The sequence below is a fragment of the Actinoallomurus sp. CA-150999 genome (assembly GCF_050942425.1).
Classification (GTDB): Bacteria; Actinomycetota; Actinomycetes; order Streptosporangiales; family Streptosporangiaceae; genus Actinoallomurus.
Genome location: NZ_CP192063.1, coordinates 4,769,639 through 4,792,100, shown reverse-complemented (window position 1 = coordinate 4,792,100; position 22,462 = coordinate 4,769,639). Strand labels below are relative to the sequence as shown.

The 22,462-nt window shown below is 67.9% G+C and carries 17 protein-coding genes and 3 rRNA genes; 5 read left to right on the top strand and 15 right to left on the bottom strand.

Annotated elements, in window-relative coordinates:
- Positions 1-223: 223 nt before the first annotated feature.
- From ACQP2O_RS22385 to ACQP2O_RS22370, 4 genes are read right to left on the bottom strand one after another with little or no spacing between them, the layout of a single operon-like run.
- Positions 224-1,123: an NAD kinase gene (locus ACQP2O_RS22385; RefSeq protein WP_360878873.1), complete on the bottom strand. Its 900-nt coding sequence runs from the start codon at positions 1,121-1,123 to the stop codon at positions 224-226.
- Complete coding sequence (locus ACQP2O_RS22380; RefSeq protein WP_433188369.1) at positions 1,120-1,929, bottom strand: TlyA family RNA methyltransferase; 810 nt, start codon at positions 1,927-1,929, stop codon at positions 1,120-1,122. Before ACQP2O_RS22380 ends, ACQP2O_RS22385 begins: the two co-directional genes overlap by 4 nt.
- Positions 1,926-2,123 (bottom strand): hypothetical protein, encoded by a 198-nt coding sequence (locus tag ACQP2O_RS22375; RefSeq protein WP_433188366.1) that lies wholly within the window; start codon positions 2,121-2,123, stop codon positions 1,926-1,928. Before ACQP2O_RS22375 ends, ACQP2O_RS22380 begins: the two co-directional genes overlap by 4 nt.
- A complete protein-coding gene (locus ACQP2O_RS22370) occupies positions 2,120-2,287 on the bottom strand; it encodes a hypothetical protein (protein WP_433188363.1) in 168 nt (55 codons plus the stop codon). The genes ACQP2O_RS22375 and ACQP2O_RS22370 overlap by 4 nt, the downstream gene beginning before the upstream one ends.
- Before the next feature lie 104 nt (positions 2,288-2,391).
- Between ACQP2O_RS22370 and ACQP2O_RS22365 the strand changes: the two genes are divergently transcribed.
- Positions 2,392-2,733: an SCP2 sterol-binding domain-containing protein gene (locus ACQP2O_RS22365; protein WP_433188360.1), complete on the top strand. Its 342-nt coding sequence runs from the start codon at positions 2,392-2,394 to the stop codon at positions 2,731-2,733.
- Between the two features lie 296 nt (positions 2,734-3,029).
- On the opposite strand, the gene ACQP2O_RS22360 is transcribed toward ACQP2O_RS22365, so the two are convergent.
- Both ACQP2O_RS22360 and ACQP2O_RS22355 read right to left on the bottom strand, forming a co-directional pair.
- On the bottom strand, positions 3,030-4,010 hold the full coding sequence (locus ACQP2O_RS22360; protein WP_433188357.1) for an HAD-IIA family hydrolase: 981 nt from the start codon (positions 4,008-4,010) through the stop codon (positions 3,030-3,032).
- 1 nt (position 4,011) lies between these two features.
- The gene (locus ACQP2O_RS22355; RefSeq protein WP_360878858.1) at positions 4,012-4,419 is read right to left on the bottom strand and encodes a tetratricopeptide repeat protein; all 408 of its coding nucleotides are present in this window, start codon (positions 4,417-4,419) and stop codon (positions 4,012-4,014) included.
- A 55-nt stretch (positions 4,420-4,474) separates the two neighbouring features.
- Here ACQP2O_RS22355 and ACQP2O_RS22350 point away from each other — a divergent pair, with 55 nt between their 5' ends.
- Positions 4,475-5,728, top strand: a complete 1,254-nt coding sequence (locus ACQP2O_RS22350; RefSeq protein ID WP_433188354.1) for a DUF1015 family protein — start codon at positions 4,475-4,477, stop codon at positions 5,726-5,728.
- Between the two features lie 56 nt (positions 5,729-5,784).
- On the opposite strand, the gene ACQP2O_RS22345 is transcribed toward ACQP2O_RS22350, so the two are convergent.
- Complete coding sequence (locus ACQP2O_RS22345) at positions 5,785-6,996, bottom strand: RNA-guided endonuclease InsQ/TnpB family protein (protein ID WP_433188351.1); 1,212 nt, start codon at positions 6,994-6,996, stop codon at positions 5,785-5,787.
- A gap of 386 nt (positions 6,997-7,382) precedes the next feature.
- Here ACQP2O_RS22345 and ACQP2O_RS22340 point away from each other — a divergent pair, with 386 nt between their 5' ends.
- Positions 7,383-7,799 (top strand): hypothetical protein, encoded by a 417-nt coding sequence (locus ACQP2O_RS22340; RefSeq protein WP_433188349.1) that lies wholly within the window; start codon positions 7,383-7,385, stop codon positions 7,797-7,799.
- A 272-nt stretch (positions 7,800-8,071) separates the two neighbouring features.
- Here the strand turns inward: ACQP2O_RS22340 and ACQP2O_RS22335 are convergent, their stop codons facing one another.
- Positions 8,072-8,599 carry a single-stranded DNA-binding protein gene (locus ACQP2O_RS22335; RefSeq protein ID WP_433188346.1) on the bottom strand — a complete coding sequence of 176 codons (528 nt, stop codon included), beginning with the start codon at positions 8,597-8,599 and terminating at the stop codon, positions 8,072-8,074.
- Positions 8,600-8,725: 126 nt separating this feature from the next.
- Here ACQP2O_RS22335 and ACQP2O_RS22330 point away from each other — a divergent pair, with 126 nt between their 5' ends.
- A complete protein-coding gene (locus ACQP2O_RS22330) occupies positions 8,726-9,652 on the top strand; it encodes an MBL fold metallo-hydrolase (RefSeq protein ID WP_433188343.1) in 927 nt (308 codons plus the stop codon).
- A 53-nt stretch (positions 9,653-9,705) separates the two neighbouring features.
- Here ACQP2O_RS22330 and ACQP2O_RS22325 read toward each other — a convergent pair whose 3' ends face one another.
- The 5 genes from ACQP2O_RS22325 to tyrS all read right to left on the bottom strand — a co-directional run bounded on the left by ACQP2O_RS22325 (position 9,706) and on the right by tyrS (position 19,792).
- On the bottom strand, positions 9,706-10,530 hold the full coding sequence (locus ACQP2O_RS22325) for a hypothetical protein (RefSeq protein WP_433191110.1): 825 nt from the start codon (positions 10,528-10,530) through the stop codon (positions 9,706-9,708).
- 1,576 nt (positions 10,531-12,106) lie between these two features.
- Positions 12,107-12,223 (bottom strand): 5S ribosomal RNA (gene rrf / locus ACQP2O_RS22320).
- Positions 12,224-12,325: 102 nt separating this feature from the next.
- Positions 12,326-15,462, bottom strand: a 23S ribosomal RNA gene (locus tag ACQP2O_RS22315).
- Positions 15,463-15,885: 423 nt separating this feature from the next.
- Positions 15,886-17,406 (bottom strand): 16S ribosomal RNA (locus ACQP2O_RS22310).
- Together the 16S, 23S and 5S rRNA genes form the textbook arrangement of a ribosomal RNA operon.
- Positions 17,407-18,526: 1,120 nt before the next feature.
- Entirely contained in the window at positions 18,527-19,792 is a 1,266-nt protein-coding gene (gene tyrS / locus ACQP2O_RS22305) for a tyrosine--tRNA ligase (RefSeq protein ID WP_433188341.1), read from the bottom strand.
- Positions 19,793-19,872: 80 nt separating this feature from the next.
- On the opposite strand from tyrS, the gene ACQP2O_RS22300 reads away from it, so the two are divergent.
- On the top strand, positions 19,873-20,274 hold the full coding sequence (locus ACQP2O_RS22300; RefSeq protein WP_433188338.1) for a hypothetical protein: 402 nt from the start codon (positions 19,873-19,875) through the stop codon (positions 20,272-20,274).
- 3 nt (positions 20,275-20,277) lie between these two features.
- On the opposite strand, the gene ACQP2O_RS22295 is transcribed toward ACQP2O_RS22300, so the two are convergent.
- Together ACQP2O_RS22295 and argH are read right to left on the bottom strand one after the other, a co-directional pair.
- Entirely contained in the window at positions 20,278-20,904 is a 627-nt protein-coding gene (locus ACQP2O_RS22295) for a DNA-3-methyladenine glycosylase (protein WP_433188335.1), read from the bottom strand.
- A complete protein-coding gene (argH, locus tag ACQP2O_RS22290) occupies positions 20,904-22,334 on the bottom strand; it encodes an argininosuccinate lyase (RefSeq protein ID WP_433188332.1) in 1,431 nt (476 codons plus the stop codon). Before argH ends, ACQP2O_RS22295 begins: the two co-directional genes overlap by 1 nt.
- Between the last annotated feature and the right edge of the window lie 128 nt (positions 22,335-22,462).

Below are 22,462 nucleotides of genomic sequence, written 5' to 3'. Positions count from 1 at the left end.
CAGCAGCGTGTCACACTTCGGGGAGGCATGTCACACCTCGCTAAGACATCGCCCTTCGCGGAGGCGACATCTCACGAAGACATCGCCCTTCGCGGAGCGACGTCCCGCGAAAACATCGCCCTTCGCGAGGGCGACGCCCCGCGAAGACCTCGCCCATCGCGGAGACAACGTCCCGCGAAGACGCCCCATCTCGCGGGGGCGTGTCGTACTTCGCGGAGGTCTGTCAGTCCTCCCGGACGCGGCCGCGCCAGCCGGCGACCGGCAGGCCGAACTTCGTGACGAGCCGGTCGGTGAACGGGGTCTGATGCAGGTGCGCGAGCCGGACCGGCCGCTCACCCCGGCGGACCTCCACCCGAGCGCCCGGCGGCAGGTCGATCGGACGGCTGCCGTCGCACCACAGCACGCCGCCCGAGGTGTTCGGGAGCAGCTCGACCGCGACGACGGACCGTGGCGAGACCACCATGGGCCTGGCGAACAGCGCGTGCGCGCTGATCGGCACGACCAGCATCGCCTCGACCTCGGGCCACACGACGGGACCGCCGGCGGAGAACGCGTAGGCCGTCGAGCCGGTCGGAGTGGCGCAGACCACACCGTCGCACCCCCAGCGCGAGAGCGGCCGTCCGTCGATCTCGGCGACGACCTCGAGCATCCGCTGCCGGGAGGCCTTCTCGACGGCCGCCTCGTTGAGCGCCCAGCTGGCGTTGGTGACGGTGCCGTTCTGCCGGACGACGACGTCGATCGTCATGCGCTCTTCGACGTCATAGCGGCGTGCGGCGACCTTGTCGACCGTGGCGGCCAGGTCCTCCCGCTCGGCCTCCGCGAGGAAGCCGACGTGGCCGAGGTTCACACCGAGCAGCGGGATGCCGGACCGCCGGGCCAGATCCGCGGCCCGCAGGATCGTGCCGTCGCCGCCGAGGACGATGACCATCTCGGCACCCTCGGTGGCCGCCGCCGAGACCGGCATGACGTCGGCGCCGGCGCAGTGCAGGTCCTCGGCCTCGCTGTCCAGCACCCGCACCGCGATGCCGGCGTCACTGAGCCGGCTGATCACCAACTGGGCGCTGCGCACCGCGGCGCTGCGGCCCGTGTGGGTGACGACCAGGACGGATCTCTTCTCTGTCATGCGGGCCCTTCTGCCACGGCCTTGTCCACCTGGGCCTCGTCGAGAGGCGGGGCGCCCGCTCGCAGCCACAGGAAGTATTCGACGTTTCCGGAGGGCCCGGGCAACGGGCTCGCCGTCACGCCGCGGACTCCCAGGCCCAGTGTCGCGGCATGCACGGCGATGTCGCGCACGGCCTCCGCCCGGAGTGCGGCGTCGCGGACGACGCCGCCCGCGCCAACGCGCTCCTTGCCCACTTCGAACTGCGGTTTGACCATCATCACGTAGTCGGCGTCGGGCGCCACGCACCGCTGGATGGGCGCGAGGACGAGGCGCAGCGAGATGAACGACAGGTCCGCGACGACCAGGTCGGGCGCCTCACCGTCGGAGATCACCTGGTCCGGCTCGAGGTCGCGGATGTTGACCCGCTCCAGGACCGTCACGCGGTCGTCGGTACGCAGGGACCAGGCGATCTGGCCGTATCCGACGTCGACCGCGGCCACGTGCGCCGCACCGGCGCGCAGGAGCACGTCGGTGAAACCGCCCGTCGACGCGCCGGCGTCCAGGCAGCGGCGGCCCTCGACCCGCAGGTCGGCGAACGCCTTGAGCGCCCCGGCCAGCTTGTGCCCGCCACGCGAGACGTACTCCGGTCCCGACTCCGCGGGCCGTACGACGATGGCGGCGGAGGTCTCCACCTGGGTGGCGGGCTTGGAGGCGGTCTGGCCGGCGACCGTGACGCGTCCCTCGGTGACCAGGTCCACGGCGTGCTCACGCGACCGGGCCAGTCCTCGCCGGACGAGCTCGCTGTCCAGCCGACGACGCGCGCTCACGGGACGGCCACCGACAGACCGACCGGTGACACCGCCGTGCCGACCCACGGCGCGGACAGCTCGACGGACTGTACGGGCAGGCCGACCGACGGCACGGAGGGGCCGACCGACGGCACGGGCAGGCCGACCGACGGCAGGGAGTGGCCGACCGACAGCACGCGCGGGTCGGCCGACAGCGCGATCGGGTCGGTCATGACGCGCTCTCGTCGAGGCCTGTGAGAGCCTCCTGGAGCCGCCGGTGGACGTCGTCGAACACCGCCGGGTGTTCGGTCAGGGGTGCCTGCTCCAGCTCGGTCAGACGCGCCAGCGCGGCGTCGACGCGCTCGTCCCCTGTGGTGTCCACTTCGGTGCCGTTCACCTGTACCCTTCCCTTCGCCGCCGGTCGTGTCCGGCTCAAGAAGAACGCTACCGTCCGTTGACGACAGCGGTGTCGAGGACGACGACGGGGGAACGGACCTGACGATGGCCACCGCTCAGGAAGCACGCTCGGCGCTCGAGCGCATCGCCACCCGGCTCACCGAGGTGGATGCCGACGAGCTCGCCAGGCACGTCGTGGAACGAACGATCAGCTGCCGCGTGCCCGATCTCGGGCTGATCTTCCTCACTCGGATCCACGAGGACGGCCTGGACGACTTCCAGCTCGTGGACGACGCCGACCGCGCCCAGGTCAGGCTCACCGTGAAGAGCGACGATCTGGTGGCACTGGCCGACGACGAGCTCCACGTGACCAAGGCCTGGGCGACGGGCCGGCTCAAGATCGAGGCCAGCCTGGGCGACCTGCTGCGGCTCCGCAAGATCCTCTGACGCCGGATCGGAGCGACACACCCGGCGAACGGCCGGACGTCGGGCTCCTCGGCTCGCCTACCCGGCCCACGACCCCCGATCGCGTCACAGCGGACGATCAACTCCATCTCCAGGGCGCAAATGGAACCACCGCGTCACGCCGGGCCGGTTCCATGGACACGGCCGTCCACGCGGGCGGGCGCGCCCACGCGCGGCGAGGCCATCGCGGCCCCAGCGGGCGCAGTGGGCACGCTGAACCACTCCCTATGGGCGCCGGGCCTGATGGCACGCCTCGCCGCCCGGCAAGCGGCGCCGGGTCAGGGCAGGCGGGTCAGGGCATCCTCCGCCTTCGCGGGTTCGCCCGACTCCCAGGCGGCGACGCACAGCGCGCGCAGGGCGTCGACGCGGTCGCCCGATCCGCTCACCGTGAAGTCCGGGCCGATCGTCCAGCCGCCGCAGTGGTAGGAACCGTCGGCGCGCCGCACCTCGGGATGCGGCACGAGGAGACCGGACAGGTCGTCGGCGAGGTATGTCGGCCGGTGGGGCGGGGGCGCGCCCAGCAGCGCTCGGGCGTCGGTCACCCCGGTCAGCACGAGCAGGCTGTCGGCGCCGCCGTTGTTGGCGCCCTCGATGTCGGTGTCGAGGCGATCCCCCACGATCAGCGGCCGCTCGGCGCCGGTGCGCAGGATCGTCTCACGGTGCAAGGGCAGCTCCGGCTTGCCGGTGACGATGGGGTCGACGCCGGTCGCGGTGCGGATCACCTGGACCAGGGCCCCGTTGCCCGGCCTCGGCAGCCCGCCCGGGCTCGGAATCGTGGTGTCGGCGTTGGACGCGACGAACAGCGCGCCCCCGGCGACGGCCCGGCCCCCTTCCGCGAGCAGGTCGTACGAGAGGCCCGGCGTGAACCCCTGCACGACGGCGGCGGGCCGCTCGGCGGCGGTCGAGACGGGACGCAGGCCGGCGGCGCGGAGCGCGTGCCGGAGGCCGGTGCCGCCGACGACGAGGACCTTCGAGCCGGCCGGAAGCCGCTCCGCCAAGAGCCTGGCGGCGGCCTGCGCGGATGTCACGACGTCCTCCGCCGCGGCGGGCACCCCCACCTCGGTGATGAGGGCGGCCGTCGCGCTCGGCGTCCGTGAGGCGTTGTTGGTCGCGAACGCCAGGCGCATCCCGCCCGCCCGCGCCTTGGCCAGCGCGTCGGCCGCGCCCGGCACCGGGTCGTGGCCGATGTAGATCACGCCGTCGAGGTCGAGTACGGCGACGTCGTAGATCTCGGCGAGCGGCCGGTCGCTGCCTCGCATGTCACCCCTTCCGGGCTCGCGCGTGCCGCAGTGCGGTCGCGTAGTGCTTGTTGTCCGGGCACATCGCGCAGGCGAGCGCGAGGTGCTCGACCGCCTCCGCGAGATCACCGGTGCGGGTCAGCGACATGCCCAGGCCGTACAGAGCGTAGTCCTCGGCCGGATCGGCCTCGACGATCATACGGAAGTTGGCGGCGGCATCGGCGTACCGCTTCGCGCCGAAGTGGGCGCGGGCGAGGGCCTCCCGCACGCTCCGGCTCGACGGCTCGGCGGCCGCGGCGTGCTCAAGGATCTGGATCGCGGCGGCCGGGCTGCCGCCGTTGAGCAGTTCTAGACCTCGCTGGTACCACTCGTAGACGCCGCCTGCCGGAGCACCTTGGGAATCATGACCGTGGTCCGCACCTTGAACCATGTGTGCCTCCGTTCGTCGACTCCACTTGTGTCCCAACAATGACGCGGTATCTAACATGCCCGATGTGACCAGTGATCCCGGACTTGCGCTGCGGCCGTTCCGAGCCGTGCGGTACGACACCGCGAGGGTGAGCTCCCTCGCCGCGGTGACGTCGCCGCCGTACGACCTCATCGACGAGGAGTCGCTGGGGCGGTTCGAGGCCGAGGAGCCGCACAACGTCGTCCGGCTGATCCTTCCGGAGAACGACTATCAGGAGGCCGCCGAGACCCTGCGGTCGTGGCTGGCGTCCGGCATCCTCACCGTGGACGACGAGCCCGCGCTGTACGTCTATGAGGAGGTCTCCGGCGCCGTCGTCCAGCGCGGGCTGATCGGGGCGGTCGGCGTGCACGACGAGGGATCGCGAGTGATCCTCCCGCACGAGCACGTCTACCCCGGTCCGGTCCGGGATCGGCTGGCCCTGATGTCGGCGATGGAGGCGAACCTGGAGCCGATCTTCCTGCTGTACGAGGGCGGCGCCGACTCGGCCGCCGCCCGGGTGGTCGACGACGTCGCCTCGTCTCTGCCCCCGGTGCTGGAGACCGCCACGGGCGATGACGTACGGCACCGGCTGTGGGCGATCCGGGACCCGGCCGCGCAGGCGAGGATCGCTGAGGATCTGCACGGCCGTCAGGCTCTCATCGCCGACGGGCATCACCGCTACGCGACCTACCAGGCGCTGCGCCGGCGGTATGACGGACCGGGCCCCTGGGACTACGGGCTGGCGCTGCTCGTCGACTCCGTCGCCTACCCGCCACGGCTGGGCGCCATCCACCGGGTGCTCCCCGGCCTGCCCCTCTCCGAGGCCGTACGGCGCGCGAAGGCGGCCTTCCGCGTCGAGGCGCTCGGCCCGGATCTGCCGGCCGGGCTCGAGCGGCTCGCCGCGCGCACCGACACGGCGTTCCTGCTCGGCGGCGAGGCGGGGTTCTTCCTGCTCACCGATCCCGACCCCGTCCAGGTGGATCGCTCCATGCCGGAGGACGCCTCCGACCGGTGGCGCGGCCTGGACACCGCCGTACTGCACCACCTGCTCATCCCCCGGCTGTGGGGGATCGAGGACGACGAGCGGACCGTGCGCATCGTCCATCACGACGCCGCCCGCGCGGTCGACAAGGCCCGGCGGGCGGGCGGCACCGCGGTGATCCTCAATCCGCTCAAGGTCCCGGATGTCCTGGCGGTCGCGGCCAACGGCGAAAAGGTGCCCCGCAAGTCGACGTCTTTCGGTCCAAAACCGCGCACCGGCCTGGTCATGCGCACCTTCGCCGCCGGATGACGACCACGCGGTTTCTCAAAGTCAACTTCTCGGTCCTGAAGGGACCGAGCGTGCAGCTAGAGCCTCACTGGCTGTGAGGTGGTCTGCCGCGTCTTGGCCATCAGCTTTCGTGGGCTGGTGGCCGGGACGTGTGACTTCCGCCCCGCATCCCACACGGCCTGGCCTCTTCGGGCCAGGACGCGGGAAGCGTTCCGGTCCGCGTGCGCAACGACGCCGCAGCCCCGGCAGATGAACAAGGCTTGAGAGACCCGGTTGAGCCGGTCGACATGCCCGCACTCGGCGCACTCCTGAGAGGAGTACGCGGGGTCGACGAACACGACAGGGACACCGGCCCGGCGTGCCTTGTAGACGATGAAATCTCCAAGCTGGGCGAAGGCCCAGGAGTGGAGCGCGACCCGTTGGGGCTTGCGGAGCCGTACCCGGTCACGGATCCCCGTCAACTCTTCGAGGGAGATGCCGCGCCCGGTGCGTTCAGCCTCGGTCACGATCGTCTTGGAAACACAATGGTTGATGTCCTTGGCGCGCCGTGATTCCTTCCGGCGTTGTTTCCGCAGCAGGCGTTTGGCGGACTTGGTGCCTTTCTTCTGCAGCTTGGCCCGCAGCGCGAGTTGCCGCTTGCGGTAGCGGTTCAGCTTGCGTCCAGCGGCCCGGTAACCGGTGGAGGTGGTGGCGATGTTGACAATGCCCAAATCCACACCGATGAACTCGCCTGGCTCGCAGGTCTCGGCTTCGGGCACCTCGCAGGTGGCGATCAGGTAGAACACGCCGTCGCGTTCGACCAGGTCGCTCTCGCCCTTGCGGTGGGCGATCAGCTGTTTGAGCGCGTTCGGTGAGCAGACGAACCGGATGCCCTTCAACCGGCCCGCCATCGTCCAAATCGACACGGTCTGCGCGTCGTACTGCCACGACAGGCACCGGTCATCGAACGGGTGGGCCGCCTGCGGCCGGAACACGATCACCTTGGACTCGGCCTTGATCCGCCGTTTGGAACCCTTCTTGCCCAGGTTTCCCGCCCGAAGGTTGGCGTGCAGGCTGGTGTAGGCGTCCCGCACCTTCTTGATCACATGCTGCGCCACCTGCGCACCCAGACCACGCTCCCTCAGCTCGACATAGGTGTGCCTGCGCAGCTCGTACTCACGCGGCACCCCGCGCTCGAACGCCACACCAGAGACCCAGCACGCGGCCTCGTTGACCGTGCGCAGGGTGCGTTTCAGCGCCGCCGCCTGCACGGGCGTCGGCACCAGTTTGACCTGCGACACGACCTTCACAGTCCGCGACCGTACCATCGCTTTACGTCACGCACTAGGGAATCGAACCCATATTCGCAGGGGAAGCAAAGCTCTGCCGCCGACATCCCCACGTACCTGTGGGGCGACCGCTTCTGGTCCCCCTCACGCCTCGCCGCCTCATGCGAGCGCACCCCACCGCTGATCACCAAGGAGTCCACCGACCAGGAATGCCCCGCCCGAGCGGAGCAGGCATCCCTCCAGAACACTGCGGCGCTGCGTGCCGCAAAGATCAGGATGCGATTCCTCCCGGGCCTGAAGACTGAAGGCTCGGGGGTTCCCCGCAAGAACAAAGTGAATCCCTAGGGACGGGAGATCCAGAACCAGTCCTGAGAACGATCAGGAGAGGAAGCCGTACGGTCCCGGTCATGATGAACGTCTGGGTCAAGACGCGACGCGACGGGCTGGTCCGAGCCGCCGACATCATCCGGATCCACGGTGACGGAAGGTCCGTTCGGATATGGCATCGTGCCGCCAGCGATACGACGGCGTCGTCCGTCGCGGTCTGTGAGATACCACGGCGGACGCCCAAGCTCCCCGGTGACTTCGCCGAACAGCTGACTCTCGTGATCGCGCAGTACCAGAAGGACTTCGCCGTGATCGAAGCGGTCCGGCAGCCTTCCGGATGGGGCTGGATGATCACGGACGCCCTCGCCGTGAGGCCGCAGTACTACTGCCCCACACCGATCCCTCCGAGCACCGGCGAGCCGTTCGGGCCAGAGCCGTCGGCCGGGCCCATCGAGACGCTCGACTCGGGGCGGTACCTGCCCGACAACGAGCGCTGATCCTTCCAACGCACGTTCGCCCCTCACGAGGGTGGGCTCGTACGGCATGCGCGCACAGCACGCCGATGCGGATCCGCCCTCCGTTCCGGCGTCCGTCGGCATCCGTCGCGTACGCCCCGGCCGGTCGCCGTGGCCGGTCGCCGTGGCCGGTCGCCGTGGCCGAGCCCACGGCCGCGATGACGAACCGCTCGTTGAACACCCGCGCCCGGTCACCGGCGTGCTGCCATCACGGCAGCGTCACCGTGAACGGCAGTGTGACCGGCTCCGGGGAATCATGTTCGATCACCGGGTCTCGACGCCGCACGATCATGTCTGACCGCGATCGCGGCCTCCACCTCGTACAGCCCTCGAGGGCCGTTCGGAGCGCGCCAGAAGCGGTGCCGCAGCGAACCGCGGACCTCGATGAGGTCGCCGTGCCGCCAGCCACGGATGCCCTCCTGGACGGCGGAGTCGTAGGTGACGCAGCGGATGGTGTCGATGGCGTCCTGCGGCGACCGCGCGTTCTGATGCTCCACGATGAGCCGCCAGACCGCCACCTCCCGGCCCTCCGGTAACGCCTTCCACTCCGGCGCGCCGGAGAGCCTCCCGACCAGGACGATCTCATTGACGTGGATCACGCCGGCGGCGGCATCGGGCGTTTCCGCGGTCCGCGCGACGGCGTCACGAGGGCGCGCGTCGCGGCCGTCCGGCGGCCGGCCGCCGCCATCCCTCTCACCGTGCGGCGCCTCGACGCCCTGCGCCTCGATGCCGCCTTCGACGCCTCTCGCGGCCTGGTGTGCTGTCTCCTCGATGTGATCCACGGCCTTCTCCCCTCACGCCCCTCGTGACCGCCGCCGTGTGGACTCGGCGGCGTTGTCTCTACGATGGGGCGGTCGGCCTGGACCGCGTAACCCTGCCCGCCGCATCTGTGGAAACCGGAGCGACATATGGATTCGATCACCGACCTGGGCAACGACGTCTTCGAGATCGACACCCGGATGGCCGGGTACACGGGCATCACGGCCGGCTATCTGATCCGCTCTGACCGGCCCTGCCTGGTGGAGACCGGCGCGGGCAACTCCGCCCCGGTCGTACGCGACGCGCTGGCCGCCGCGGGCATCGGCCCCGCCGATCTGGCGACCGTCGTCGTCACGCACATCCATCTCGATCACGCGGGCGGCGTCGGCGATATCGCGGAGATGTTCCCCAACGCGGAGATCGTCGTCCACGAGAAGGGCGCCCGCCACCTCGCGGACCCGAGTCGGCTGATGCGCAGCGCCCGCATGGTCTGGGGAGACGCCCTCGATTCTCTGTTCGGCGACCTCAAGCCCACGGACGCCGTACGGATCCGGGTGGTGGAGGACGTCGGTGAGGTGGACCTCGGCGGCGGAAGGCGGCTGGAGAGCCACTACTCGCCCGGCCACGCCAGGCACCACGTCGGGCTGCTCGACTCGCTGACCGGCGATCTGTACGTCGGGGACGCCGCCGGTGTGTACATCCCGGAGACGGCCGACCTGCGCCCTGCCACGCCGCCGCCCGACTTCGACCTGGACACGGCCCTGGCGTCGCTGGACCGCTTCCGCGCCCTCCGGCCGTCCCGGCTGCTGTTCAGCCACTACGGACCGGTGGACCTGGTCGACGAGACGCTCGACCGCTCCACGGAAGAGCTCCGCCTGTGGGTCGAACTGGTCGCCGAGGCCCACGACCAGCGCCTCGACCTGGATCACGCGGTGGCCATGGTCCGCGAGCGAACCGACGACCGATACCGCGCGCTCGCACCGGACGCCGATCCGGAGGTCGCGCAAAAGGTCGAAATCATCAGCGCGGCTCGCAACAACGTCGCCGGCATCATGCACGCGCTCGAAAAGCGCTGAGGCCCGCCTCCGCGCCGTCCTGAACGACGGCATGGAGGCAGGCCCCGTACGTCTCACTCGTCCTCGGCGTCCGCCCGCCGGACGTCTCCGGTCTCGCCGTCGGCGTCCGCGTCAGATTCCGCGTCGGCATGCGCCTCAGCACCCATGGCGGTGCCCACGTTCGGCTCGGAAGCGGCGCCTTCGTTCGGCTCGGCGGCGCGATTTCCGCTCGGCTCCACGTCGACGTCTGCTTCGGCGTTCGGCGTGGAGCCCGCGTCGGCGTGGGTCTCGGCTTCCGTCGCAACGCCCGCACCGGGCTCCGCGTCGGCGAACTCCGTGTCGATGATCTCCAGGCCCTCGAGCTCGGCGTACCGCTCGGCGGCGTCCGTCTCGCCGTCGCGGTCGGCCGCCGCCGCCCGCGCAAACCAGTCGGAGGCCTCCTCCTCGCGACCCGCGTCGATCAGCGCGTCGGCGTACGCGTAGAAGAGCCGCGCCGACCACGGCCGCCAGCGCTCGTCCTTCAGCTCCGGAACCTGCAACGCCAGGACGGCCGCGCCCGGCTGACCGAGGTCGCGGCGGACACCCGACTCGACGATCCGCATCTCGATCGCCTCGGCCTGCGGGAGGCGTCGGGCCTCATCCGACTTGGCGAGGTCCAGGGCGCGCTCGGGCCTGCCGAGTCCGCGTTCGGCGTCGGCCATGATCGCGAGGTAGGCCTCCTGACCGGTCAGACGGCGCGCCGCACGAAGCTCCGACAGGGCGACCGACCACAGGCCGGCGTGGTACGCCGCGATTCCGCACGCCTCACGGACGATGCCGACCCGGGCCGCGCGACCACGGGCCGCGAGGGCGTGCTGGTAGGCAAGTTCGGGCTCGTCGTCGATCAGGCGGCCGGCCATCACGAGGTGACGGGCGACCTCGGTCGCGAGATCCTTCGGCAGGGTCTTGAGCTCGGCCCGCGCCGTGGCGTCGAGTTCGGCGCCGGTGACGTCCTCGGGGACCGGCGGGCCGGGGTCACGCCGGGGCCGTGGCGCGTCCGACGGCCGACCGTCCCGGCCGGAAGGCCGGGACGCACCACGCTCGGCCGGGCGGCGAGCGCCCTTGGCGTCGTCCCGCCGCCGGTAACCGCTCCTCTGGCCCTCTGCGCCGTCTCGAGGCCCTCGCGGGCCACTCCTCTGCGCCTCGGCACCGTCTCGAGGTCCCCGCTGGCCGCCTCGGAAGTCGCGTCGGCCACCATCCCGCCGTTCGGAACCGCCGGTACGCTCCTGAGGAGGCCGAGACCCCTCCCTGCCTCCCTGCCAGGGCCGGTTGCCCTCCTCGCCCTTCTCCGGGGCACGGAAGCCGCCTCTGCCGCCACCAGGGCGATCGTCGCGACGGGACGAGCCCGCGGCACCTGTACGCGGCCGCCCACTGTCATCGCGCGTGAAGCCGCCTCTACCGCCACCAGGGCGATCGTCGCGACGGAACGGGCCTGCGGCGCCCGTGCGCGGCCGCCCACTGTCATCGCGGGTGAAACCGCCTCTACCGCCACCAGGACGGTCATCGCGACGGGACGAGCCCGCGGCACCTGTACGCGGCCGCCCACTGTCATCGCGGGTAAAGCCGCCTCTACCGCCACCAGGACGATCGTCACGACGGGACGAGCCCGCGGCGCCCGTGCGCGGCCGCCCACTGTCATCGCGCGTGAAGCCGCCTCTGCCGGCGCTCCGGCCGTCGTCGCGTCGTCCCGAGAAGTTCCGTGTGCCACGAGGCCCGTTGTTGTCTCGCGTACGGTAGCCGCGGTCGTCACGCCGCTCGGTACGTTCGTCGTCGTACCGCGATGAGCGATCACTCGGCCGCTGCGGAGAGCCCCCCGCCTGCTCGCCCCGGTCGGCCGGACGCCCTCCCGGGCGGGGGCCGCCGCGCTCGTTCCGCCACTTCCCGGAGCCGGTGGGCCGTCCGCCTGCGCCGGATGCTCCTCGTTCGCGCGTGTCGTCTCGCCGCGACGAGCGGCTCCAGCCGCTCGTACCTTCGGCGTCGCTGTCGCGGAAGGGCTTGGGCCGACGCCCCTGAGGGCGGCCGGCGCCCTGGTCGTCGCGAGCGTTGCCGTATCGCTGGCCGCTATTGGACCGCTGTGGGCTTCCCGGCTTCTGGAACCTGCCGGGGCGGCCGGCACTCGACCGGCCTCCGGCGGAGCCAGAGCGCTCGCTGCCGGAACCCTCAGTGGAGTCGTCCCGTCGAGGACGACCACCGGCGCGGTTGGTAGAGCCCCTGGAGGACCACCGAGCGCCGCCCTGGCGGTCACGAGATCCGCCGGAGGCGCTGCCCGGTCGGTCCTGGCGAGCCGGCCGTGGACGCCGGTCGGGTCCGTCGCCGTCGCGTTGATCTCGTTCCGCGCTCATCACATCAAACCGTTCCACTGGGGAGCACTGTCGTCTTCATTGTGCCCGAACATACAAAAAGGGCCGCCTGAAAAGGCGGCCCTTCCTGTGTATTGTCCGGCGGTGTCCTACTCTCCCACACCGTCTCCAGTGCAGTACCATCGGCGCTGAAGGGCTTAACTTCCGGGTTCGGAATGGGACCGGGTGTTTCCCCTTCGCCAAAACCACCGAAACGCCTAACGGGATCTCGGGGGTTGTGATTCCCGGCCGTGTCCCGGGAACCGCACAGTGAACGCGAACATCTCTTGCTTAACGCAGCTCTCGAAGCGATGTGTGTGTCAAGCCACTCGGCCTATTAGTACCGGTCAACTCCACACCTTGCGGTGCTTCCATCTCCGGCCTATCAACCCAGTCGTCTAGCTGGGGGCCTTACAACCCGAAGGTTGGGAGACCTCATCTTGAGGAAGGCTTCCCGCTTAGATGCTTTCAGCGGTTATCCCGACCGAACGTAGCCAACCAGCCATGCACCTGGCGGTACAACTGGCACACCAGAGGTTCGTCCGTCCCGGTCCTCTCGTACTAGGGACAGACCCTCGCAAGTCTCCTACGCGCACAGCGGATAGGGACCGAACTGTCTCGCGACGTTCTAAACCCAGCTCGCGTGCCGCTTTAATGGGCGAACAGCCCAACCCTTGGGACCTACTCCAGCCCCAGGATGCGACGAGCCGACATCGAGGTGCCAAACCTTGCCGTCGATATGGACTCTTGGGCAAGATCAGCCTGTTATCCCCGGGGTACCTTTTAGCCGTTGAGCGACACCCCATCCACACGGTGGTGCCGGATCACTAGGCCCTGCTTTCGCACCTGCTCGACATGTCTGTCTCACAGTCAAGCTCCCTTGTGCCCTTGCACTCAACACCTGATTGCCAACCAGGCTGAGGGAACCTTTGGGCGCCTCCGTTACTCTTTGGGAGGCAACCGCCCCAGTTAAACTACCCACCAGGCACTGTCCCCCACCCGGATACACGGGCGCGGGTTAGACGCTCGAAACGACCAGAGTGGTATTTCACCAACGACTCCACCACCACTGGCGTGATGGCTTCACAGTCTCCCACCTATCCTACACAAGACGCTCCAAACGCCAATGCCAAGCTATAGTGAAGGTCCCGGGGTCTTTCCGTCCTGCTGCGCGTAACGAGCATCTTTACTCGTAGTGCAATTTCACCGGGCCTGTGGTTGAGACAGTGGGGAAGTCGTTACGCCATTCGTGCAGGTCGGAACTTACCCGACAAGGAATTTCGCTACCTTAGGATGGTTATAGTTACCACCGCCGTTTACCGGCGCTTAGGTTCTCAGCTTCGCCACCACAAGGGCAGCTAACCGGTCCCCTTAACGTTCCGGCACCGGGCAGGCGTCAGTCCGTATACAGCGTCTTTCGACTTCGCACGGACCTGTGTTTTTAGTAAACAGTCGCTTCCCCCTGGTATCTGCGACCCCCACCAGCTTCACGAAGCCAGTTCGGTCACCAGCAGGGGCCCCCCTTCTCCCAAAGTTACGGGGGCAATTTGCCGAGTTCCTTAACCACAGTTCACCCGATCGCCTCGGTATTCTCTACCTGACCACCTGAGTCGGTTTGGGGTACGGGCCGCCGACACACTCGCTAGAGGCTTTTCTCGACAGCATGGGATCACTCACTTCACCTAAATCGGCTCGGCATCACATCTCAGGCTTAATAGCGCGCGGATTTACCTACACGCCGCCCTACATGCTTACCCCAGGAACAACCATCGCCTGGGCTGAGCTACCCTCCTGCGTCACCCCATCACTTGCCTACTACCACCTCAGGTCCACCACTCGCCCACGCAAGACCCCCGAAGGGATCAAGCAGGGTCTGCGATGTTAGTGTCAGTGGGTTCAGCATGGGCGCGTGTCAGCGGGTACGGGAATATCAACCCGTTGTCCATCGACTACGCCTCGCGGCCTCGCCTTAGGTCCCGACTTACCCTGGGCGGATTAGCCTGCCCCAGGAACCCTTGGTCATCCGGCGGAGGGGTTTCTCACCCCTCATTCGCTACTCATGCCTGCATTCTCACTCGTGTGGTCTCCACGACTAGCTCACGCTGCCGCTTCACAGCCCACACGACGCTCCCCTACCCATCCCAGCCCCTGGACGTACAAGTACGCCTGGGTACTGCTGAGATGCCACGGCTTCGGCGGTGTGCTTGAGCCCCGCTACATTGTCGGCGCGGAATCACTTGACCAGTGAGCTATTACGCACTCTTTCAAGGGTGGCTGCTTCTAAGCCAACCTCCTGGTTGTCACAGCAACTCCACATCCTTTACCACTTAGCACACGCTTAGGGGCCTTAGCCGGTGATCTGGGCTGTTTCCCTCTCGACTACGAACCTTATCGCCCGCAGTCTCACTGCCACGCTTCACTTACCGGCATTCGGAGTTTGGCTGACTTCAGTAAGCTTGTCGGCCCCCTAGGCCATCCAGTAGCTCTACCTCCGGCAAGAAACACGCAACGCTGCACCTAAATGCATTTCGGGGAGAACCAGCTATCACGGAGTTTGATTGGCCTTTCACCCCTACCCACAGGTCATCCCCCAGGTTTTCAACCCTGGTGGGTTCGGTCCTCCACACGGTCTTACCCGCGCTTCAACCTGCCCATGGGTAGATCACTCCGCTTCGGGTCTACAGCATGCGACTAAAGAGCGCCCTATTCAGACTCGCTTTCGCTACGGCTCCCCCACACGGGTTAACCTCGCCACACACCATAACTCGCAGGCTCATTCTTCAAAAGGCACGCCATCACACCACACCCCCAAAGAGGATGCGGGAGCTCTGACGGCTTGTAGGCACACGGTTTCAGGTACTCTTTCACGACCCCTCACCGGGGCACTTTTCACCTTTCCCTCACGGTACTAGTCCGCTATCGGTCACCAGGGAGTATTCAGGCTTACCAGGTGGTCCTGGCAGATTCACACGAGATTTCACGGGCCCCGTGCTACTCGGGAAACACCTAATGAAGACAACAAGATTTCGCCTACCGGACTCTCACCGACTACGGTCGACCATCCCAGATCGTTCGACTATCCTGCTGTTTTTTGACTCCACGCCCAGACGGCGGTCCAGACAAAGATGCTCCCACAACCCCACACACGCAACACCCGCCGGCTATCACACGCGCATGGTTTAGCCTCATCCCCTTTCGCTCACCACTACTCAGGGAATCACTATTGTTTTCTCTTCCTGCGGGTACTGAGATGTTTCACTTCCCCGCGTTACCACCAACCGCCCTATCAATTCAGACGGAGGCAACACCCCATGACAGGTGCTAGGTTTCCCCATTCGGAAATCCCCGGATCAACGCTCGGTTGCCAACTCCCCGGGGCATATCGCAGGCTCCCACGTCCTTCATCGGCTCCTGGTACCAAGGCATCCACCGTGTGCCCTAAAAAACTTGAACACACTCGACAAGAACAAAGATGCTCGCGTCCACTATGCAGTTCTCAAAACACGGACAGAACCAACCCCCAGCCACCACCAAACCACCGAAACCCTCGACCCGAAGACCAGAGAAACAATGTGGTATGGCGACCAGATCAGCCTGTAACGCGGAGAACCCCTGACCGGGGTTCTGCCTGAGAAGCCCGAGCGTGAACGCCCGTTCCCTCAGGACCCAACAGTGTGCCCGGCCCTCCCAGAACCCGCCCTGCGCTTTCCTGAACCCGTAAACGGGCAGTACTAACGAAGAACACGAACTGAGAAGAACCGAATAGCCAGTGCTCCACAACCTATGAGCAGACCCACCCGCAGAACATTCGCCTGCGACAGTGAGCCAGCACCAACCCCGCGGACAGTTCCGCGGACTGGTGGCAGTGCTCCTTAGAAAGGAGGTGATCCAGCCGCACCTTCCGGTACGGCTACCTTGTTACGACTTCGTCCCAATCGCCGGCCCCACCTTCGACCGCTCCCCCCACAAGGGTTGGGCCACGGGCTTCGGGTGTTGCTGACTTTCGTGACGTGACGGGCGGTGTGTACAAGGCCCGGGAACGTATTCACCGCAGCGTTGCTGATCTGCGATTACTAGCGACTCCGACTTCATGGGGTCGAGTTGCAGACCCCAATCCGAACTGAGACCGGCTTTTCGGGATTCGCTCCACCTCACGGTTTCGCAGCCCTTTGTACCGGCCATTGTAGCATGTTTGCAGCCCAAGACATAAGGGGCATGATGACTTGACGTCATCCCCACCTTCCTCCGAGTTGACCCCGGCAGTCTCCCATGAGTCCCCAACCACCCGAAGGTGTTGCTGGCAACATGGAACGAGGGTTGCGCTCGTTGCGGGACTTAACCCAACATCTCACGACACGAGCTGACGACAGCCATGCACCACCTGTCACCGGCCCAAAAGGACCCCACATCTCTGCGAGTTTTCCGGTGATGTCAAACCTTGGTAAGGTTCTTCGCGTTGCGTCGAATTAAGCAACATGCTCCGCCGCTTGTGCGGGCCCCCGTCAATTCCTTTGAGTTTTAGCCTTGCGGCCGTACTCCCCAGGCGGGGCGCTTAATGCGTTAGCTACGGCACGGAATCCGTGGAAAGACCCCACACCTAGCGCCCAACGTTTACGGCGTGGACTACCAGGGTATCTAATCCTGTTCGCTCCCCACGCTTTCGCTCCTCAGCGTCAGGTAAGGCCCAGAGAACCGCCTTCGCCACCGGTGTTCCTCCCGATATCTGCGCATTTCACCGCTACACCGGGAATTCCATTCTCCCCTACCTACCTCTAGTCTGCCCGTATCCACCGCAGGCCCGAGGTTAAGCCTCGGGTTTTCACGGCAGACGCGACAGACCGCCTACGAGCTCTTTACGCCCAATAATTCCGGACAACGCTTGCGCCCTACGTATTACCGCGGCTGCTGGCACGTAGTTAGCCGGCGCTTCTTCCCCACCTACCGTCACGTTAGCTTCGTCGGTGGTGAAAGAGGTTTACAACCCGAAGGCCTTCATCCCCCACGCGGCGTCGCTGCGTCAGGCTTCCGCCCATTGCGCAATATTCCCCACTGCTGCCTCCCGTAGGAGTCTGGGCCGTGTCTCAGTCCCAGTGTGGCCGGTCGCCCTCTCAGGCCGGCTACCCGTCGTCGCCTTGGTAGGCCATCACCCCACCAACAAGCTGATAGGCCGCGAGCCCATCCCCAGCCGAAAAACTTTCCACCACCAACCATGCGGTCAGTGGTCATGTCCGGTATTAGACCCAGTTTCCCAGGCTTATCCCAGAGCTAGGGGTAGGTTACTCACGTGTTACTCACCCGTTCGCCGCTCGAGTACCCCGAAGGGCCTTTCCGCTCGACTTGCATGTGTTAAGCACGCCGCCAGCGTTCGTCCTGAGCCAGGATCAAACTCTCCGTTAAGGCCAAACGACGACCATCCGGCGAAGGATGACCGCCAAACCCTGACGAAACAAATCCCGGCAAGAATCATACTTGCCAAAGGAATCCAAACCCGACCAGACCAACCCCGAAAGATCAGCCCAGCCAAGCGAGGACCATAAAGGCACTGGCTTTTAGCACACTGTTGAGTTCTCAAGAAACGGACACACACCGTCCGGAACCCGACTCCCGCCGGACCCCGTCTGGGGCAACCCTTCTATCTTACCGTCCCCGCCCCGCTTGTCAACCCCCAGATCCGAAGATCTTGGAACCAACCAAGCAGAACCAGCACAGCCCCTCCAGACAACAGTCACCCCGACCGGCAAAAACCGGCCGCAGCAGCCACATCCAGAAGTTCCCCACCGGGCCGACCACCGCTCTCAGCGATGTTCCGCATCCCGTCTCGGGGCGACCACACCATGCTACCTCGCTCGAACCGTGGTCCGAACCAGAAGCACTCGGTGCGGGTTTCCCCCGGGCCGGCCACCTTCCGGTGTCCCGCTCCCCTTGGGGCGAAGAGAACATTACGGCCACCGGGAAACACCGTCAAATCGGCGGACTCGATCGCGTACGCGCAGATCGCAATCCGGGGTCGACCTCTTCGTCGTCGGCTCAGATGATTCGACGGTTCTCAAATAGCGTGTTCCCGGATCACCGGGATCTCTGCTCGGAACCGCTGTCGGTCGCCGAGGCGATCGTCCCGACAGCCGCAGGCATCGTCGGGATCGCCGACCTCGCCCGCGTATGTGGTCAACCGACGAGCGCTCCGGGGATATTCCCGGCAGCCTGATCCGGGTCCAGTGCCCAGGTGCCCCGTTCGTGTGGGAGCGGCGGCGGGCTCCAGGCGGACCGGTTCACGTCCCGAGTCGCCTGCTCCCCGGTGCCGTCAGGCAGGGACGGCCAGGCACGGGCACCATTGCGCCAGAAGCGCCCTGCGCCCGCCACCTCGGACTACCGGTCGCACAGCTCCAGCAGACCTTCGAACGACAGGGTCCACCGACGATCACGCCGGCCTCACGTCAGGCCACACCGGGCCACGTCAGGTCGCGGAGAGCGCCGTGGGCGGCGCCCGGTCTACCCGGGTGCCGCCCACGCGGGTTCGTTACGAGTCGACCGTCACTCCGCCGATGTTGCGCTTGCCACGCCGCAGGACGAGGAAGCGGCCGTGGAGCAGATCGCTCTGATCGGGCACCGCCGCCTCGTCGGTGACCTTGACGTTGTTGACGTAGGCACCGCCCTGCGCGACCGTACGGCGTGCCTCGGACTTGCTGCCCACGAGGCCCGTCGCCGCGAGGAGGTCCACGACCGGCGGCAGCGGCCCGGAAGCCGTCGTGGACGGCACCTCGGCGAGCGCGCTGGCCAGCGTGCGCTCGTCCAGCTCGCCCAGGTCGCCCTGGCCGAACAGCGCACGGGACGCGGCGATCACCCGCTGCGTCTCCTCCGCCCCGTGGACGAGCGTGGTGAGCTCCTCGGCGAGGGCTCGCTGTGCGGCGCGAGCCGCAGGGCGTTCGCTGGTCGCCTTCTCCAGCTCCTCGATCTCCTCGTGGCTCCGGAAGCTGAAGTATTTCAGGTACGTCACGACGTCACGGTCGTCGGCGTTCAGCCAGAACTGGTAGAAGGCGTACGGCGAGGTCAGCTCGGGATCGAGCCAGTAGGTCTCGCCTCCGGCCGTCTTGCCGAACTTCGTGCCGTCGGCCCGTGTCACGAGCGGGGTCGTGAGCGCGTGCGCGCTTCCGCCCTCCACGCGGCGGATGAGGTCGACGCCGGCGGTGAGGTTGCCCCACTGGTCGCTGCCGCCGGTCTGCAGGCGGCAGCCGTACCTGCGGTACAGCTCGAGGAAGTCCAGGGACTGCAGCAGCACGTAGCTGAACTCGGTGTAGCTCATGCCGGTGGTGTCCAGCCGCGACTTGACCGTCTCCCGCGCGAGCATGCGGTTGACGGGGAAGTGCTTGCCGATGTCGCGCAGGAACTCGATGGCCGACATGGGCGCGGTCCAGTCGAGGTTGCTGACGATGAGGCCGCGGTCGTCGGCCAGCTCGACGAACCGGGAGACCTGCTTCCGAATGCGCTCGACCCAGCCGGCGACGACCTCCTCGGAGTTGAGCGTACGCTCGGCGCTCTTTCCGCTGGGGTCGCCGATGAGTCCGGTGGCGCCGCCGACCAGCCCGATCGTACGGTGGCCCGCCTGCTGGAACCGGCGGAGCGTCAGGAGCTGCATCAGGCTCCCGACGTGCAGTGAAGGCGCGGTCGGATCGAATCCGCAATAGAGCGTGACCGGCCCCGAGGCGAGCATGGCCCGCAGTTCGTCCGGGTCGGTGGACTGTGTGATCAGGCCTCGCCAGGCGAGATCGTCCAGTATGTCGGTCACGTTCTTCCTCGTCTCGTACGTACGTCCGGTCCCTTCCAAGGATGCCGGACCGGTTCGGCTTCAAGGTAACGGGTCGTCCGGTGCGTCTCCCACCGATTTGCTTCCAGGCACCGCCAGGCCCGGCCGGCCTCTCAGGCCGGGAGGCCCTCGGCGGCGGCGAGCAGATCTTCGAGCGTGGCGCGCTGTTCGGCGTCGAGCGCGGCGGTGAGGTCGTCGTCGAGGGCCCGCGCCGCCTCGGTGCACTCGGCGAGCAGGGCGCGTCCGCTCCAGCCGCTGCCGTCGCCGGTTGTCGGGATCCGGGAGGCGTCATCGTCCGGCCGCAGCGTGGGCTGGTCCCGGTGCTGGCCGTCGCCGGACCGGCCCAGGTCGCGGACGCGGCGATCGGGATCTCCCTGCGCGACCCGGGAATGATCGCCGGCGGCACCGTCCTGGCCGCGATCCACCTCGTCTCGGCGGCGCGGCTCACCCGGGCACGGGCATGAACCCTAGCCGCGTGTCTCCGGCGTCGGCCGGCGGCGGGGCGCGTGCAGGCGGTACGCGGAGACGCTCGGGTCCCCGTCGATCCAGAACCGCCAGGGCACGTCCTTGGCGCTGGTCACCCCCGTACGGGGCCCGGTGCGCACCTCCGCCGACGACGTCCCGGGCAGCACGCGCAGGGGGCTCTCCGGGTCGCAGACGTCGGCGCCGTAGAGCGCCCGGTCGATCGCCAGGGCCTCGCAGAGCCGGGCGGGGCCCCGCGCCAGATCGCGGACCGAAGAGCGTGGACGGCGGGCCATCGCCAGCTCCCGGCCCTCGATGATCTCACCGGCGCGGATCAGGACGGCCGCCGCGGTGCCGTCCCCCAGGCACACGAGGTTCACGCAGTTGTGCATGCCGTAGGTGAAGTACACGTACGCGTGGCCGGGCGGACCGAACATCACGGCGTTACGGTCCGTCCGGCCCCGGAAGGCGTGCGAGGCCGGATCGAGGGGGCCGGCGTACGCCTCCACCTCCGTCAGGCGCACCGCGACCGTTCCCTCCGGCGACGAGCGTTCGAGGACGCAGCCGAGGAGGTCGGGTGCGACCGCCTCGGGCAGGCGGTCGAAGAACGCGCGCGGGAGCGGAACGCTCATCAGATTCCCGAGGCCGCCCAGGAGGCGTGGCCGTCGACGAGCGAGCGCAGCGTCGTGAGCTGCTCGGCGACGCGCTCCGGCGAGGTGCCGCCGTACGCCTTGCGAGCGGCGAGCGCGCCCTGGACGGAGAAGACGTCGCGTACGTCGGGGGTCAGGTGCGGGGAGACCTTGGCCAGCTCGTCGTCGGTGAGGTCGCCGAAGTCCTTGTCGTTGACCTGGCACCACACGACGAGGTGACCGACGACCTCGTGCGCGTCGCGGAACGCCACACCCTTACGGACCAGCAGCTCGGCGACGTCGGTGGCGAGGGCGAAGCCCTGGGGGGCGAGCGCCTCCAGGCGTTCGGTGTTGACGCGCATGGTGGCGATCAGGCCGGACATCGCGGGCAGGACGAGCAGCAGGGTGTCGACGGCGTCGAACACGCCCTCCTTGTCCTCCTGGAAGTCGCGGTTGTAGGTGAGCGGCAGGCCCTTCAGCGTGGTCAGCAGCGCGGTGAGGTGACCGATGAGCCGGCCGGACTTGCCGCGGGCCAGCTCGGCGACGTCCGGGTTCTTCTTCTGCGGCATGATCGACGACCCGGTCGCGTAGGTGTCGTCCATCTCGATCCAGCGGAACTCCTGGGACGCCCAGAGCACGACCTCCTCGCTCAGGCGCGACAGGTGGACGCCGATCAGCGCGGCGGCGGCGAGGAACTCGACGGCGAAGTCGCGGTCGCTCACGGCGTCCATCGAGTTGGGGGCGGCGGCGGTGAAGCCCAGCTCCTCCGCGACCGCCTCCGGGTCCAGCGGCAGCGAGGACCCGGCGAGGGCACCGGAGCCCAGCGGGCTGATCGCGGCCCGTTTGTCCCAGTCGCGCAGCCGGTCGACGTCGCGGGCGAACGCGTGCACGTGCGCCAGCAGCTGGTGCGAGAACAGCACCGGCTGGGCGTGCTGCAGGTGGGTCATGCCTGGAGCGGCGACGCCGAGGTTGTGGTCGGCCTGGGCGATCAGCGCGGTCTCCAGCTCCACGAGCCGGGACACGATCTGCCGGACGTGGTCCCGCAGGTAGAGCCGCAGGTCGGTGGCGACCTGATCGTTCCGGCTGCGGCCGGCGCGCAGCTTGCCGCCGAGGGCGCCGAGCCGCTCGAGCAGGCCGCGCTCCAGCGCGGTGTGGACGTCCTCGTCGGCGACCGTCGGGCGGAACTCGCCGGTGCGGCAGGCGTTGTCCAGGTCGTCGAGGGCGTCGAGCATGCGGCGCAGCTCGTCCTCGGTGAGCAGGTCCGCGCGGTGCAGGACCCGGGCGTGGGCTCGCGACCCCAGCAGGTCGTACGGGGCGAGCCGCCAGTCGAACTGCACGCTGACCGACAGGCGGGCGAGGGCCTCGGACGGACCGCCCTCGAACCGGGCGCCCCACAGCCTGGTCGGCGTCTTGTGCTGCTGGTCGTCCGTCACGCTGTTCTTCTCCCCTGGAAACTGTCGGCAGGCGTCCGCGACCTGACCGGCCGCCGATGCGAAACTACTGCATGGCGGCCCGGCCGTGTCGGCGGGTGCCGCCCGGGCCGTCGGGCCCGGAGCATTGA

Bases quoted from the DNA above. Each gene is read 5' to 3' on its own strand.
- ACQP2O_RS22385 (WP_360878873.1), bottom strand. From the start codon at position 1,123: ATGACAGAGAAGAGATCCGTCCTGGTCGTCACCCACACGGGCCGCAGC.
- ACQP2O_RS22375 (WP_433188366.1), bottom strand. From the start codon at position 2,123: ATGACCGACCCGATCGCGCTGTCGGCCGACCCGCGCGTGCTGTCGGTC.
- ACQP2O_RS22365 (WP_433188360.1), top strand. From the start codon at position 2,392: ATGGCCACCGCTCAGGAAGCACGCTCGGCGCTCGAGCGCATCGCCACC.
- ACQP2O_RS22360 (WP_433188357.1), bottom strand. From the start codon at position 4,010: ATGCGAGGCAGCGACCGGCCGCTCGCCGAGATCTACGACGTCGCCGTA.
- ACQP2O_RS22355 (WP_360878858.1), bottom strand. From the start codon at position 4,419: ATGGTTCAAGGTGCGGACCACGGTCATGATTCCCAAGGTGCTCCGGCA.
- ACQP2O_RS22350 (WP_433188354.1), top strand. From the start codon at position 4,475: ATGCCCGATGTGACCAGTGATCCCGGACTTGCGCTGCGGCCGTTCCGA.
- ACQP2O_RS22340 (WP_433188349.1), top strand. From the start codon at position 7,383: ATGATGAACGTCTGGGTCAAGACGCGACGCGACGGGCTGGTCCGAGCC.
- ACQP2O_RS22330 (WP_433188343.1), top strand. From the start codon at position 8,726: ATGGATTCGATCACCGACCTGGGCAACGACGTCTTCGAGATCGACACC.
- ACQP2O_RS22325 (WP_433191110.1), bottom strand. From the start codon at position 10,530: ATGGCCGGCCGCCTGATCGACGACGAGCCCGAACTTGCCTACCAGCAC.
- ACQP2O_RS22295 (WP_433188335.1), bottom strand. From the start codon at position 20,904: ATGAGCGTTCCGCTCCCGCGCGCGTTCTTCGACCGCCTGCCCGAGGCG.